Source organism: Pantoea sp. X-Soil-MYKO-1289 (assembly GCF_059730625.1).
The window spans coordinates 1-15,294 of sequence record NZ_AP036004.1 but is presented as its reverse complement, the minus strand read 5'-3'; the positions used below and the strand labels follow the sequence as shown (position 1 = coordinate 15,294).

General features: G+C 57.0%; 14 protein-coding genes. All 14 read right to left on the bottom strand.

All coding sequences use genetic code 11. The features are described from left to right. Positions 1-13: 13 nt before the first annotated feature. Positions 14-1,057 (bottom strand): phosphate ABC transporter substrate-binding protein PstS, encoded by a 1,044-nt coding sequence (gene pstS, locus AC6I7Z_RS00070; RefSeq protein ID WP_033755414.1) that lies wholly within the window; start codon positions 1,055-1,057, stop codon positions 14-16. A 166-nt stretch (positions 1,058-1,223) separates the two neighbouring features. Further along, entirely contained in the window at positions 1,224-3,053 is a 1,830-nt protein-coding gene (glmS, locus tag AC6I7Z_RS00065) for a glutamine--fructose-6-phosphate transaminase (isomerizing) (protein WP_497812724.1), read from the bottom strand. A 148-nt stretch (positions 3,054-3,201) separates the two neighbouring features. Further along, positions 3,202-4,572, bottom strand: a complete 1,371-nt coding sequence (gene glmU, locus AC6I7Z_RS00060) for a bifunctional UDP-N-acetylglucosamine diphosphorylase/glucosamine-1-phosphate N-acetyltransferase GlmU (RefSeq protein WP_497812723.1) — start codon at positions 4,570-4,572, stop codon at positions 3,202-3,204. Positions 4,573-4,730: 158 nt separating this feature from the next. Beyond that, complete coding sequence (locus tag AC6I7Z_RS00055) at positions 4,731-5,150, bottom strand: F0F1 ATP synthase subunit epsilon (RefSeq protein ID WP_033755408.1); 420 nt, start codon at positions 5,148-5,150, stop codon at positions 4,731-4,733. 24 nt (positions 5,151-5,174) lie between these two features. Continuing rightward, positions 5,175-6,572 (bottom strand): F0F1 ATP synthase subunit beta, encoded by a 1,398-nt coding sequence (gene atpD, locus AC6I7Z_RS00050; RefSeq protein WP_033755405.1) that lies wholly within the window; start codon positions 6,570-6,572, stop codon positions 5,175-5,177. Between the two features lie 29 nt (positions 6,573-6,601). Beyond that, entirely contained in the window at positions 6,602-7,468 is an 867-nt protein-coding gene (gene atpG / locus AC6I7Z_RS00045) for a F0F1 ATP synthase subunit gamma (RefSeq protein ID WP_033755402.1), read from the bottom strand. A 52-nt stretch (positions 7,469-7,520) separates the two neighbouring features. Next, positions 7,521-9,062 (bottom strand): F0F1 ATP synthase subunit alpha, encoded by a 1,542-nt coding sequence (gene atpA, locus AC6I7Z_RS00040; RefSeq protein WP_120457695.1) that lies wholly within the window; start codon positions 9,060-9,062, stop codon positions 7,521-7,523. Positions 9,063-9,076: 14 nt separating this feature from the next. Further along, entirely contained in the window at positions 9,077-9,610 is a 534-nt protein-coding gene (atpH, locus tag AC6I7Z_RS00035; protein ID WP_033755396.1) for a F0F1 ATP synthase subunit delta, read from the bottom strand. A gap of 14 nt (positions 9,611-9,624) precedes the next feature. After that, entirely contained in the window at positions 9,625-10,095 is a 471-nt protein-coding gene (gene atpF / locus AC6I7Z_RS00030) for a F0F1 ATP synthase subunit B (RefSeq protein ID WP_033755393.1), read from the bottom strand. Positions 10,096-10,206: 111 nt separating this feature from the next. After that, positions 10,207-10,446 carry a F0F1 ATP synthase subunit C gene (atpE, locus tag AC6I7Z_RS00025; RefSeq protein WP_003849523.1) on the bottom strand — a complete coding sequence of 80 codons (240 nt, stop codon included), beginning with the start codon at positions 10,444-10,446 and terminating at the stop codon, positions 10,207-10,209. Positions 10,447-10,494: 48 nt separating this feature from the next. After that, the gene (gene atpB / locus AC6I7Z_RS00020; RefSeq protein WP_048781248.1) at positions 10,495-11,313 is read right to left on the bottom strand and encodes a F0F1 ATP synthase subunit A; all 819 of its coding nucleotides are present in this window, start codon (positions 11,311-11,313) and stop codon (positions 10,495-10,497) included. Between the two features lie 8 nt (positions 11,314-11,321). After that, positions 11,322-11,702 (bottom strand): F0F1 ATP synthase subunit I, encoded by a 381-nt coding sequence (gene atpI / locus AC6I7Z_RS00015; protein ID WP_033755584.1) that lies wholly within the window; start codon positions 11,700-11,702, stop codon positions 11,322-11,324. Positions 11,703-12,415: 713 nt separating this feature from the next. After that, positions 12,416-13,033 (bottom strand): 16S rRNA (guanine(527)-N(7))-methyltransferase RsmG, encoded by a 618-nt coding sequence (gene rsmG / locus AC6I7Z_RS00010; RefSeq protein WP_497812722.1) that lies wholly within the window; start codon positions 13,031-13,033, stop codon positions 12,416-12,418. A gap of 47 nt (positions 13,034-13,080) precedes the next feature. Next, a complete protein-coding gene (gene mnmG / locus AC6I7Z_RS00005) occupies positions 13,081-14,970 on the bottom strand; it encodes a tRNA uridine-5-carboxymethylaminomethyl(34) synthesis enzyme MnmG (protein WP_497812721.1) in 1,890 nt (629 codons plus the stop codon). Between the last annotated feature and the right edge of the window lie 324 nt (positions 14,971-15,294).

Genomic DNA, 15,294 nt, shown 5'->3' with positions numbered 1-15,294 from the left:
CGGAGTTGTTCGCTTACTGGTAGAGCGCTTTGCCGGAACTGTCTTTGATATTGGCCTTCCAGGCGTCGCGGATCTGCTGGGTTACGCTGTCCGGCAGGGTGGCGTAATCCAGGCTGGTCGCCGTTTTGTCGCCGTTTTTGTACGCCCAGTCGAAGAACTTCAGCACTTCGCTGCCCTTCTCGGCATTCGCCTGATCTTTGTAGACCAGAATGAAGGTGGTTGAGGTGATCGGCCAGGCGTCGTTGCCTTTCTGGAAGGTCAGGTCCTGCGCAAAGGATTTGCTCCAGTCTGCGCCTTTCGCCGCGTTGGAGAAGCTGGTTTCGCTCGGCGCGACCGGCTTGCCATCGGCGTCAACCAGTTTGGTGTAGGTCAGGTTGTTCTGCTTGGCATAGGCGTATTCGACATAGCCGATTGAACCCGGCAGACGCTGTACGAACGCCGCGACGCCGTCGTTGCCTTTGCCGCCCAGACCGGCCGGCCAGTTAACGGTGTTGCCTTTGCCGATTTTGCTGTTCCACTCTTCGTTGACCTTCGCCAGGTAGCTGGTGAAGACGAAGGAGGTGCCGGAACCATCCGCGCGGCGCACCACATTGATGTTGGTATCTGGCAGTTTCACGCCCGGGTTCAGCTTAGCGATCGCCGCGTCGTTCCACTTTTTGATTTTGCCCAGGTAGATGTCGCCGACGGTTTTGCCGTCGAGCGTCAGTTCGCCTGATTTCACGCCCGGGATGTTGACGGCCAGCACGACGCCGCCAATGACGGTCGGGAACTGAAACAGGCCGTTTTTCTGCAGGTCTTCATCTTTCATCGGCGCATCTGACGCGCCAAAATCCACGGTTTTCGCGATGATCTGCTTCACGCCGCCGGATGAACCAATGCCCTGGTAGTTGATTTTGCTACCGGTGGCTTGCTGATATTCTGCTGCCCACTTGGCATAAACCGGCGCCGGGAAAGTACCGCCCGCGCCCGTCAGATCGGTGGCTGCAAAGGCAGAAACCGCGCTTACGGCGAGAGTGGCGGTAAGGATTCGGGCTACGGTGCTACGCATCAGTGTCATGTTCCCTCCAGGGGAGTTTATCTCAGGCTTGAAGCCGTTGTAGTTGGAGTCAGTGATTGCTGCAGGAGGGAAAATAGGACAGTTTGATGACAGTGAAATGTAGGAAATGTGACAGTTATATGACAGCGAACAAAAAGTAAAAGGGCCCGTTTCCGGGCCCGCTTGTTTACTCTACCGTTACCGACTTCGCCAGGTTTCTTGGCTGATCCACGTCGGTGCCTTTAATCAGCGCGACGTGATAAGAGAGCAGCTGCAGCGGCACGGTGTAGAAAATAGGCGCGATCACCTCTTCCACGTGCGGCAGAGAGATAATCTTCATGCCGTCGCTGTCGCTGAAGCCGGCGTCCTGATCGGCAAACACGTACAGCAGACCGCCGCGCGCGCGCACCTCTTCAATATTGGACTTCAGCTTTTCCAGCAGCTCGTTGTTCGGCGCCACTACGATTACCGGCATATCGGCGTCGATCAGCGCCAGCGGACCGTGCTTCAGCTCGCCAGCGGCGTAGGCTTCCGCATGGATATAGGAGATCTCTTTCAGCTTGAGCGCCCCTTCCATGGCGATCGGATACTGATCGCCGCGGCCGAGGAACAGCGCGTGGTGCTTGTCGGAGAAATCTTCCGCCAGCAGTTCGATACGCTTGTCCTGCGCCAGCATCTGTTCGATGCGGCTCGGCAGCGCCTGCAGGCCGTGCACGATCTCATGCTCAGTTTCCGCCGGCATGCCGCGCAGGCGGCCCACTTTCGCCACCAGCATCAGCAGCACGGTAAGCTGCGTGGTGAAAGCCTTGGTCGAGGCGACGCCGATTTCGGTGCCCGCCTTAGTCATCAGCGCCAGATCCGACTCGCGCACCAGCGAAGAGCCCGCGACGTTGCAGATCGCCAGCGAACCGAGGTAGCCCAGCTCTTTGGTCAGACGCAGCGCCGCCAGCGTATCGGCGGTTTCGCCAGACTGCGACAGGGTAATCAGCAGGCTGTTTTTGCGCACGGCGGATTTGCGGTAGCGGAACTCAGAGGCGATCTCGACGTCGCAGGGAATATTCGCCAGCGACTCGAACCAGTAACGCGCCACCATGCCGGAGTTATAGGAGGTGCCGCAGGCGATGATCTGAATATGCTCGACCTGGCTGAGCAGGGCTTCGGCATGCGGGCCCAGCTCGCTGAGATCGACTTCGCCATGGCTGAAACGACCGGTTAAGGTGTTTTTAATCGCCATCGGCTGTTCGTAAATCTCTTTCTGCATATAGTGGCGATACACGCCTTTATCGCCCGCGTCATACTGCACGCTCGACTCGATTTCGGCGCGCTGCACCGCGTTTCCGGCGCGATCGACGATAGTGACGTCGCGACGGCTAATCTCGGCGATGTCGCCCTCTTCCAGATAGATGAAGCGGCGCGTCACCGGTAGCAGCGCCAGCTGATCGGAGGCGATGAAGTTCTCGCCGACGCCGCGGCCAATCACCAGCGGGCTGCCCGAACGTGCGGCCACCAGCAGCGACGGATCGCGGCTGTCCATGATCACCATGCCATAGGCGCCGCGCAGCTGAGGAATGACGCGCAGCACGACGTCGCGCAGCGTGCCGCCCTGTTTCTGCTCCCAGTGCACCAGATGCGCCACCACTTCGGTGTCGGTTTCGGATGCGAAGCGATAACCGCGCGCGATCAGCGCTTCACGCAGCGGCTCATGGTTTTCGATAATGCCGTTATGCACCACGATGATCTGCCCGGAGACATGCGGATGCGCGTTGGCCTCCGACGGTTCGCCGTGCGTTGCCCAGCGCGTATGAGCGATGCCGGTGCCGCCGATCAGCGGCTGCTGCTCGGCAGCCTCCGCCAGCATCTGCACTTTGCCGACGCGACGCAGGCGCGTCACGTGGCCCTGACGGTCAACCACGGCCAGACCGGCCGAATCATAACCGCGATACTCCAGGCGACGCAGGCCTTCCAGCAGAATTTCTGCGATATCGCGCTGCGCTACTGCACCTACAATTCCACACATAAATGTTATTCCTGACCTGATGGCTTTCGGCCATCTTTCGTTGTCATACGACCTGATAACCGGCTTTGCCGGGCTCCCCGAGCCTTGTAGAGAGTGGGGATTATTATTGTGTTACTGCGGCGGCCAGCACGCGGCTGGCCGCTAAAAATTACTTTTTCTTCGCCGGACGCTGCCAGTCCGCTTTGCTGTTCTGCTCTTTGCGGTTGTAGACCAGCGACGCCTCGGTCACGTCTTTCATTACCGTGGTGCCCGCCGCGATAGTCGCGCCTGCCGCCACGCTGACCGGCGCCACCAGCTGCGTATCGGAGCCGACAAAGACATTGTCGCCGATAATGGTTTTGGATTTATTCGCGCCATCGTAGTTGCAGGTGATGGTGCCCGCGCCGATATTGACGTTGGCGCCAATCTCCGCGTCGCCGAGATAACTCAGATGTCCCGCCTTCGAACCTTTGCCCAGCGTCGCCTTCTTCATTTCGACGAAATTCCCGACGTGGGCGGCCTGCGCCAGCTCGCTGCCGGGACGCAGACGGGCGAACGGCCCGACGGTGCAGTCGGCGGCAAGGTTCGCATCCTCGATCACCGAATAGGGGCTGATTTCGCAGTCGTCGCCAATGACGCTGTTTTTAATGATGCAGCCCGCGCCGATTTTCACGCGGTCGCCGAGGCTGACCTCGCCTTCGATAATGACATTGACGTCGATTTCGACGTCGCGGCCGTGGCGCAAAACGCCGCGCAGATCGAAGCGCGCCGGATCGCGCAGCATCACGCCCGCCAGCAGCAGTTTTTCCGCCTGTTCGCTCTGATAAACCCGTTCCAGCGTCGCCAGCTGCAGGCGGTTGTTCACGCCGTCGGTTTCGCTGACGCGCGCCGGGTGCACCGCGTTGATCTGTCGCCCTTCCTGGTGCGCCAGCGCAATGATATCGGTGATGTAGTATTCGCCCTGCGCGTTGTTATTGGTGAGCTGCGCCAGCCAGCGCTTCAGATCGCCGCCGTTGGCGATCAGGATGCCGGTATTGATTTCGGTGATTTTCAGCTGATCGGGCGTGGCGTCTTTCTGCTCGACAATACCGACGATGGCGCTGTTTTCGCGCACGATGCGCCCGTAGCCGCTGGGATTGTCCAGCACCACCGTCAGCAGGCCGATGCCGCCTTCAGGTTTGGCGTCGCGCAGACGCTGCAGCGTCTCCTGAGAGATCAGCGGCACGTCGCCGTAGAGCATCAGAATATCTTCGTCGTCAGCGAACGCGGGGGCAGCCTGCTGCATTGCGTGGCCGGTGCCGAGCTGTTCCGCCTGCAGCACCCAGTTGAGCGACGGCTCGGTCAGCGTCGCCTTCAGCCGGTCGCCGCCGTGGCCGTAGACCAGATGAATATGGCGCGCGCCGAGGCCGGTTGCGGCGTCGATTACGTGCTGAACCATGGGCTTGCCTGCAAGGGTATGCAGAACTTTGGGCAGATCGGAATACATACGGGTTCCCTTGCCGGCAGCAAGGATTACCACGCTCATTGCGCTGTTAGACATAACCATCCTGACAGAGTTTTTGACATGCGAAAGTTAAACGGTTTACCCCTGAGATTACTACATTTTTCTCAGGTCGAAATTAGGCGCGCGCAGCCTGAGGCGCGGGCAAAAAAAATGCCAGCCCGTAGGGCTGGCATTTCGTGACGCATAAAGCCTGATTACATCGCTTTTTTGGTCAGCTCGATCACGCGCAGTTTAGCAATGGCTTTCGCCAGCTCCGCAGAGGCCTGAGCATAGTCCACGTCGCCGTGGCTGCTGTTCATGTGCTCTTCTGCTTTGCGTTTCGCTTCCAGCGCACGCGCCTCGTCCAGGTCGGTACCGCGGATAGCGGTATCGGCCAGAACGGTGGTGCTGCCCGGCTGCACTTCCAGCACGCCGCCAGAGAGGTAGATAAACTCCTCTTCGCCGTGCTGCTTCACGATACGGATCATTCCAGGCTTGATGGCAGTCAGCAGCGGCGCGTGGCCAGGGAAAATACCCAGCTCGCCTTCGCTACCTGACACCTGAATTTTCTGCACCAGGCCAGAGAACAGCTGTTTCTCTGCGCTGACGACGTCCAGGTGATAAGTCATAGCCATATCTGTCCTCCCGGGAAACCGTTATTACAGTTTCTTCGCTTTTTCCACGGCTTCTTCGATAGCGCCGACCATGTAGAAAGCCTGCTCCGGCAGATGGTCGAACTCGCCGTCCATAATGCCTTTAAAGCCACGGATAGTGTCTTTCAGCGTAACGTATTTACCTGGCGCACCGGTGAAGACTTCCGCTACGAAGAACGGCTGAGACAGGAAGCGCTGAATCTTACGCGCGCGAGCCACCAGCAGTTTGTCGTCTTCAGACAGCTCGTCCATACCGAGGATGGCGATGATGTCTTTCAGTTCCTGGTAACGCTGCAGCAGAGACTGCACGCCGCGCGCAACGTCGTAGTGCTCCTGGCCAACCACCAGCGGATCCAGCTGACGGCTGGTGGAGTCCAGCGGGTCAACGGCCGGGTAGATACCCAGAGACGCGATCTGACGGCTCAGGGTAACGGTTGAGTCCAGGTGGGCGAAGGTGGTCGCCGGAGACGGGTCAGTCAAGTCATCCGCAGGGACGTAAACGGCCTGTACGGAGGTGATTGAACCGGTCTTGGTGGAGGTAATACGCTCCTGCAGCACGCCCATCTCTTCGGCCAGCGTCGGCTGGTAGCCTACCGCTGACGGCATACGACCCAGCAGTGCGGAAACTTCCGTACCGGCCAGGGTGTAACGATAGATGTTGTCGATGAACAGCAGAACATCGCGGCCTTCGTCACGGAATTTTTCCGCCATGGTCAGACCGGTCAGTGCCACGCGCAGACGGTTGCCCGGCGGCTCGTTCATCTGGCCATACACCAGCGCAACTTTGTCGATTACGTTGGAGTCGGTCATTTCGTGGTAGAAGTCGTTACCCTCACGAGTACGCTCGCCCACGCCGGCAAATACCGAGTAACCTGAGTGCTCAGCCGCGATGTTACGGATCAGCTCCATCATGTTTACGGTTTTACCTACGCCCGCGCCGCCGAACAGGCCGACTTTACCGCCCTTGGCGAACGGACACATCAGGTCGATAACCTTGATGCCGGTTTCCAGCAGTTCCTGCGAGTTGGACTGGTCTTCATAAGAAGGCGCCGCGCGGTGAATAGAGGAGATCTCTACTGCACTGCCGTCTTCTTCTTTGATGTCGCCTTTCATGTCGATCGGCTCGCCCAGCACGTTCATGATACGGCCGAGGGTGGCTTTACCCACCGGAACCTGGATCGGTTTTTTCAGGTCAGCAACTTCCAGACCGCGCTTCAGGCCGTCAGAAGAACCCATGGCGATGGTACGAACCACGCCGCCGCCCAGCTGCTGCTGAACTTCCAGCACCAGACGAGCATCACCATTCTGAACCTCAAGGGCGTTGTACACTTGCGGTACCGCGTCCTGAGGGAATTCGACGTCAACTACGGCGCCGATAATCTGGACAATCTTTCCAGCTGCCATCTTGAATCCTCTACCTAATTCTTACCTGGTTAAACCGCGGAGGCTCCCGAGACGATCTCGGTGAGTTCCTGGGTGATGCTGGCCTGACGAGCTTTGTTGTATACCAACTGCAGCTCTTTGATCAGATTTCCGCCGTTGTCGGTTGCGGCTTTCATCGCCACCATACGCGCGGCCTGCTCACTGGCCAGGTTTTCCACCACACCCTGATAAACCTGCGATTCGACATAACGACGCAGCAGGGTATCCAGCAGCGCTTTCGGATCGGGCTCGTACAGGTAATCCCAGGTCTTCGCCTTCATCTCTTCTTCACCTTCCGCTGGCGGTAACGGCAGCAGTTGGGTAATGGTCGGAGTCTGAGACATGGTGTTATTGAACTTGTTGCTGACGACATAAAGTTTGTCGATACGCCCTTCGTCGTAAGCCTGCAACATCACTTTTACCGGGCCAATCAGATCGGACAGGGCAGGTTTATCACCCATGCCGGTCACCTGAGCCACGATGTTGCCGCCTACGGAGCCGAAGAACGCCAGACCTTTGGAACCGATGATCGACAGATCGCTCTGTACGCCTTTATCGGACCAGGCCTTCATATCCGCCAGCAATTTTTTGAACAGGTTAATGTTCAAACCACCACAAAGCCCGCGGTCAGTCGAAACGACCAGGTAGCCGACGCGCTTAACGTCACGCTCTTCCAGGTAAGGGTGCTTGTATTCCAGATTTCCTAACGCAAGGTGACCAATCACTTTGCGCATGGTATCTGCATACGGACGGCTGGCCGCCATGCGTTCCTGCGTTTTACGCATTTTGGAGGCGGCGACCATTTCCATCGCTTTGGTGATCTTCTGCGTGTTTTTCACGCTTCCAATCTTGTTACGTATCTCTTTTGCGCCGGCCATTAGCTTCTCCTCAAAGCCTTGCGGCCTGCCTTTTCAGACAAGCCGCCAGACATTACCAGGACTGGGTTGCTTTAAACGTGTCGAGCAGGCCTTTCAGCTTCGCTTCGATATCGTTGTTGTAGTTACCAGTTTGGTTGATTTCCTGCATCAGCTCGGCGTGGTCGCGATCTGCGAACGCCAGCAGCGCAGCTTCGAAGCTAAGGATTTTCGCCAGTTCAACGTCGTTCAGGTAGCCGCGCTCGGCAGCAAACAGCACCAGACCCTGTTGCGCGACGGACATCGGCGCATACTGTTTCTGTTTCAGCAGCTCGGTCACTTTCTGACCGTGGCTCAGCTGTTTGCGGGTCGCGTCATCCAGATCGGAAGCGAACTGCGAGAACGCCGCCAGCTCACGATACTGTGCCAGCGCGGTACGGATGCCGCCGGACAGTTTCTTGATGATCTTGGTCTGAGCAGCACCACCAACACGCGATACGGAGATACCTGGGTTAACCGCCGGACGAATACCGGAGTTAAACAGGTTCGATTCCAGGAAGATCTGACCATCGGTAATCGAGATTACGTTGGTCGGAACGAACGCGGAAACGTCGCCCGCCTGGGTTTCGATGATCGGCAGCGCGGTCAGTGAACCGGTTTTACCTTTAACTTCGCCGTTGGTGAAACGCTCAACGTAGTCAGCGCTAACGCGTGACGCACGCTCCAGCAGACGAGAGTGGAGATAGAACACGTCGCCCGGGAATGCTTCACGGCCCGGCGGACGGCGCAGCAGCAGAGAAATCTGACGGTAAGCGACAGCCTGCTTGGACAGGTCATCGTATACGATCAGCGCATCTTCGCCGCGGTCGCGGAAGTATTCGCCCATGGCGCAGCCGGAGTAGGGCGCCAGGTACTGCAGTGCAGCGGATTCAGACGCGGACGCCACCACCACGATGGTGTTTGACAGCGCGCCGTGCTCTTCCAGCTTGCGCACCACGTTAGCGATGGTAGAGGCTTTCTGACCGATCGCGACGTACACGCATTTGATGCCGGAGTCGCGCTGGTTGATGATCGCGTCGATCGCCAGCGCGGTTTTACCGGTCTGACGGTCGCCGATGATCAGCTCACGCTGGCCACGACCGATTGGAATCATCGCATCGACAGATTTGTAACCGGTCTGAACCGGCTCGTCGACTGACTGACGGTCGATAACGCCCGGTGCGATCACTTCAACCGGCGAGAAGCCGTCGTTGTCGATCGCGCCTTTGCCGTCGATTGGCGCACCCAGGGTGTTCACCACGCGGCCCAGCAGGCCGCGACCGACCGGCACTTCCAGAATACGACCGGTACACTTAACCTTCATGCCTTCGGCGAGGTCAGCGTACGGGCCCATGACCACGGCGCCGACAGAGTCGCGCTCGAGGTTCAGGGCGATAGCGTAACGGTTGCCCGGAAGGGCGATCATCTCACCCTGCATCACATCGGCCAGGCCGTGTACGCGGATGATACCGTCGCTTACAGAAACGATTGTACCTTCGTTGTGAGCTTCGCTCACGACATTGAACTGAGCAATGCGCTGCTTGATCAGTTCGCTGATTTCGGTGGAATTCAGTTGCATATGCTCCAGTCCCCTTAAGACTGCAAGGCGTCTGCCAGACGCTCGAGACGGCCGCGCACGCTGCCATCAATCACCAGATCACCCGCACGGATGATCACGCCTGCCATGACAGACTTATCAATTTTGCAATTCAGCTTAACTTTGCGTGACAGACGTTTTTCCATCGCGGCGCTGATTTTAGTCAGCTGGCTGTCACTCAGCGTACCGGCAGAAATTACCTCCACCTCCGCAGTCGCCTCATAGGCGTCGCGCAGGTGAATGAACTGCTCGAGTACAGCTGGAAGCGCGGTCAAACGTCCGTTCTCTGCCATAACCTTAATCAGGTTCTGGCCGTGTTCATCTAATTGATCGCCGCAGACGGCAATGAAAGAAGCCGATAACGCTTCCGGCGCCAGCGCGCCAGAGAGAAGATCGGCCATTTGCTCATTGCGTGCTACGGTCGCGGCAAACGCCAGCATATTTTGCCAGCGCTCGATGCTTTGATGCTCAACAGCAAAGTCAAAAGCTGCTTTGGCGTAGGGGCGAGCTACAGTAATCAGTTCAGACATCAGCCCCTCCCTCCTTACAGTTCAGCGACCAGTTTATCAACGATGTCGCTGTTAGCAGCTTCATCCACGGAACGTTCGATGATCTTCTCGGCGCCAGCCATTGCCAGCAACGCGACTTGCTTACGCAGCTCTTCGCGAGCACGTTTACGCTCGGCGTCGATTTCAGCCTGCGCCTGCGCCACGATGCGGTTACGTTCGTTCTCGGCTTCAGTTTTCGCTTCGTCCAGAATCTGAGTACGGCGTTTGTTCGCCTGCTCGATAATGACCTGAGCTTCTTCTTTAGCTTTTTTCAGCTGGTCGGTCACATTGGCCTGCGCGAGATCCAAATCTTTCTTCGCGCGCTCAGCAGAAGCAAGGCCTTCAGCAATTTCTTTCTGGCGCTTTTCGATGGCAGCCATAATCGGCGGCCATACGTACTTCATGCAGAACGCGACGAACAGGATAAACGCGATGGCCTGGCCGAGGATTGTTGCGTTAATGTTCACAGCACAATGCCTCTAATTAAGTTGTTAACTTTTCTGCCGATATCTTAACGATAAGCGGCAGAACCGTTCATCATCGCACCCGGTGCCATGATGAACCAGGAGCGACAGGCTTTAGGCGACAGCAAACATCACATAGAGACCCAGACCAACAGCGATCATCGGGATTGCATCCACCAGACCCATTACAACAAAGAACTGCGTACGCAGCAGAGGAATCAGATCCGGCTGGCGCGCGGCGCCTTCCAGGAATTTACCTCCGAGGATGCCGATACCGATCGCAGCACCGATTGCCGCCAGGCCCATCATCACAGCGGCAGCCATGTACAGCAGATCCATATTCAGGTTTTCCATGACAGTCTCCAGTTTGTTTCAGTTAAACGCTTAGTGTTGAGAAAAAAATCAATGTTCTTCAGATGCCATCGACAGATAGACAATCGTGAGGACCATGAAAATGAAAGCCTGCAACGAGATGATCAGGATGTGGAAAATGGCCCACGGCACATTCAGCACCCACTGCGACCACCACGGCAACAGACCGGCAATAAGGATAAAGATCAGCTCACCCGCATACATGTTGCCGAACAGTCGCAGACCGAGTGAAACCGGTTTGGACAGCAGGCTAACGCCTTCAAGGATCAGGTTGATGGGGATGAAGATCGGGTGATTAAAAGGCTGCAGCGTCAGCTCTTTCGCGAAGCCGCCTACACCTTTCATTTTGATGCTGTAGAACAGAATCAAAATAAATACGCCCAACGCCATAGACAGCGTGATGTTCACGTCTGCGGACGGCACGACGCGCAGCGCCGGCAGGCCCAGCCAGTGCTCGCCGATATACGGCAGCAGGTCGATAGGCAGCAGATCCATGAAGTTCATCAGGAAGACCCAGACGAAAATCGTCAGAGCCAGCGGGGCGATAAGTTTGCTTTTACCGTGGTACATGTCGCGCACGTTGCCATCAACGAAGCCGACAACCAGTTCGATAGCAGCCTGCATTTTCCCTGGCACGCCGCTGGTAGCGCTCTTCGCCACTTTGCGGAACAACACCAGGAAGATGAATCCCAGCACCAGAGAGAAAAACATAGAATCGATATTTAATGCCCAGAACGTCGCGGGAGCGTCGTGAGCATTCACTAACTCGAAGGTACGCAGGTCCAACTGAAGATGCGTCAGATGGTGACCGATGTACTCTTGAGGAGTTTGAGTTTCTCCTGCAGCCATGATGCCTTTTACCCTTTGTTGTTAATTACCGCCGGTGCCAACATCTGAACCACCAGCACCGATAACCAGGTTATCCCGAGCGGCCAGAAAACCACCCTGAAAACACCCAACGCCACAATGAGCAACACGATGGTTGCGATGACCTTGCCGATTTCGCCGAGAGCGAAACTCCACGCAACCCGTCCGGAAGCCGGGGATTGCCCTTGCAGGCGCCAGGCTAAAAACATGAACAACACGTTCGGCAGCCAGGCTGCCGCTCCGCCAGCCAGCGCAGAGACGCCCCAGGTGACATCTTTCAGGGCAAAGAGAGCGCCGATGATGACAACAGTCACCAGCTGGATAACCAGCACGGTTCGGGCGAATTTTACACTGTAAAGAGACACTGACATGGCGCTGTTACTCCCCTGCCCCATAAGGGGTATGTCGCGTGTCGTATAAGACTGCCTTTACTCACTCGAGTCAAGCAGCAAAAGCCGTGCAAATTATACGGGCCGCACCTGCGATTTCAATCCGTAAGTAGCCAAAAGGTGAACAATTATTTAAATTTCTTTCCGAACGGCTATTTTTCAAAAGATTGTCAGGTGAATTTGTGGACCAGCGCCGCGCTAATTTGGCTTCCGGCTTGCGTTTAAAGCGTGCTTTAGATCACATTCTAAACACTGCCCTGCTATTCAAATTTGCTGACGAGCAATAGTGACGCCTATTAATTCGGCGTTAAAACCTTTAAAAACAGTAGGATAATATTTTCGCTGCCTCGCGCTCACCTTATTTTCGATAAAAACAGCTGATTGACATCACAGAGCGTGGCAAGAACATAAAATTGATATTACGCACGCGGAGTTATTACCCTGATATATTTTCCAGAGTGATTATCTCTCTGCCCAGCATGCCGGGTAAAAGTGATCTGCATGATAAACAAATGTGAATTAATCGTTAAATGTAACAGAGCTTTTCGGATAATTTCCGGCTGGCTCGTTAACCTTTATTCGCGGCCGCCTCGATTGAAATTGCATTACGCCGCGCATTCAACTGCTGGTTTTATGAGCAGCGCATTGATTAAGGCAAACGTCTTAGAAAGCCTTAATCCCTGCGCTATTTAGGGCTATTCGCGCTCGATAATCACCAGGTGGCGCTCGCCGTCCAGCTCGGGCACCTGTAGCGCCTCGACAGCAGCCAGACGAAAACCGGCCGGCAGGCTGGCGATTTCATCGTCCGGACGCACCCCTTTCAGCGCGTAAAACCGTCCCTGCGCGGAAGGCAGATGATGACACCAGTTCACCATATCCTGCAGCGAGGCGAACGCGCGGCTGATGACGCCGTCGAACGGCGGCTCGGAGGGAAAGGCCTCTACCCTGCTCTGCACCGGCGTGATGTTGGGTAAGCCCAGCTCATGCTGAACCTGGCGCAGAAAACGCACGCGCTTGCCCAGGCTATCCAGCAGCGTAAACTGCGCCTGCGGCAGCACAATGGCGAGCGGGATGCCCGGCAGGCCCGGTCCGGTGCCGACGTCGATGAAGCGTTCGCCCTTCAGATGAGGCGCCACCACGATGCTGTCGAGAATATGGCGCACCAGCATCTGCTGCGGATCGCGCACCGACGTCAGGTTGTAGGCTTTATTCCACTTATCCAGCAGGCCGACGTAGGCGACCAGCTGCTCTTTTTGTTGATCGGAGAGGGAAATACCGGCTGCCTTAAGCAGCGAAGCGAGTTTTGTGATCACAGCATAAATCCAGTCAGCGGGGGCGAGTGGCCTCGCCCCGTTTCAGGTCAGGCGCTTTTGCGCAGCAGCCCTTGTTTTTTCAGGTAAATCAACAAAATCGAAATCGCCGCCGGCGTGATGCCGGAGATGCGCGACGCCTGGCCGATCGAAGACGGCTTATGATCGTTGAGCTTGGCGATGACTTCGTTCGACAGGCCGTTGACCTGGCGATAATCGAGTTCGGCCGGCAGCAGCGTATTTTCATTGCGCAGTTGACGATCGATCTCTTCCTGCTGGCGCGCAATATAGCCTTCGTACTTCACCTGAATCTCAACCTGCTCGGCCGCCTGCGCGTCAGCCAGCGACGGGCCGAAGCTCGGCAGCGCGGTAAGCTGAGCGTAAGTCATTTCCGGACGGCGCAGCAGATCTTCGCCGCTCGCCTCTTTGGTGAGCGCGCTGTTGAGCAGCGTGTTCACTTCCGCGACGTTTTCCGACTTCGGATGGACCCACATATCGCGCAGACGCTGACGCTCCTGCTCAATCGCCTCCAGCTTCTGGTTGAAGCGCGCCCAGCGGGCGTCGTCCACCAGACCCAGCTCACGGCCGGTTTCGGTGAGACGGAGATCGGCGTTATCTTCGCGCAGCATCAGACGATACTCGGCGCGCGAGGTGAACATGCGGTATGGCTCTTTGGTGCCGAGCGTGCAGAGATCGTCCACCAGCACGCCGAGGTAGGCCTGATCGCGACGCGGCGCCCAGCCCTCTTTGTCGGCAGAGTGGCGTCCGGCGTTGAGTCCTGCCAGCAGTCCCTGCGCCGCGGCTTCTTCGTAGCCGGTCGTGCCGTTGATCTGGCCGGCGAAAAACAGCCCGTGAATATATTTGCTCTCCAGCGTCGGCTTGAGATCGCGCGGATCGAAGAAGTCATACTCGATCGCGTAACCTGGGCGAACGATTTTCGCGTTCTCCAGGCCCTTCATCGAACGCACAATTTGCATCTGCACGTCGAACGGCAGGCTGGTTGAGATGCCGTTCGGGTAAATTTCATTGCTGGTCAGCCCTTCCGGCTCCAGGAAGATCTGATGCGCGTTGCGATCGGCGAAGCGCATGACCTTGTCTTCGATCGACGGGCAGTAGCGCGGGCCGATCCCTTCGATGATCCCGGCATACATCGGGCTGCGATCGAGGTTATTGCGGATCACCTCGTGGGTCTGCTCGTTGGTATAGGTGATCCAGCAGGGAACCTGCTGCGGATGCTGCGAGGCATCGCCCATGAACGAGAAGACCGGCATCGGGTTGTCGCCGTGCTGCGGGCTGAGCACGGAAAAATCGATCGTGCGCGCGTCGATGCGCGGCGGCGTACCGGTTTTCAGACGGCTGACGCGCAGCGGCAGCGCGCGCAGGCGCTTCGCCAGCGGAATCGACGGTGGATCGCCTGCGCGACCGCCGCTGTAGTTATCCAGCCCGATATGAATTTTGCCGTCGAGGAAGGTTCCGACGGTAAGCACCACGGCTTTGGCGCGGAACTTCAGCCCCATCTGCGTGACGGCGCCTACGATGCGATCGTTTTCGACGATAAGATCGTCGACCGCCTGCTGGAAGATCATCAGGTTGGGCTGGTTCTCCAGCGCGGTGCGTACCGCCTGGCGATACAGCACGCGATCCGCCTGCGCGCGGGTAGCACGCACCGCCGGGCCTTTGCTGCTGTTTAGTATCCTAAACTGAATGCCCGCCTTGTCGATCGCCGTCGCCATCAGGCCGCCTAAGGCATCCACTTCCTTAACCAGATGTCCTTTTCCAATGCCACCAATCGCCGGGTTACAGGACATTTGTCCAAGCGTATCAATGTTATGGGTGAGTAACAGAGTTTGCTGACCCATTCGGGCAGCGGCCATCGCGGCTTCTGTGCCCGCATGACCACCACCGATTACGATGACGTCAAAAGGATCTGGATAAAACATGAAGTGGTACCTCGTTGATGAACTGGCAGGGATCGTTGCCCTGGGCGGTGGATTCTACTGAAATTCCGCCGAGGGTGAAAGCGGCGGGATCTGCGGGTTTAAAAGAAAGGATCTTTATTCTGTATATGATCTTTCTGTTAGATCTCTTTATTAGGATCGCGACTGCCTGTGGATAAGCGAGAAAAGCAGCAGCTTATCAGTCAGATAGAGAGGATCCTTTGCTGTGAATGATCGGTGATCCTGATCCGTATAAGCTGGGATCAAAATGGTGAGTTATGCACAGCTCACAAAAGCATCAGCGGTTGTTCTTGGGATAACTACCGG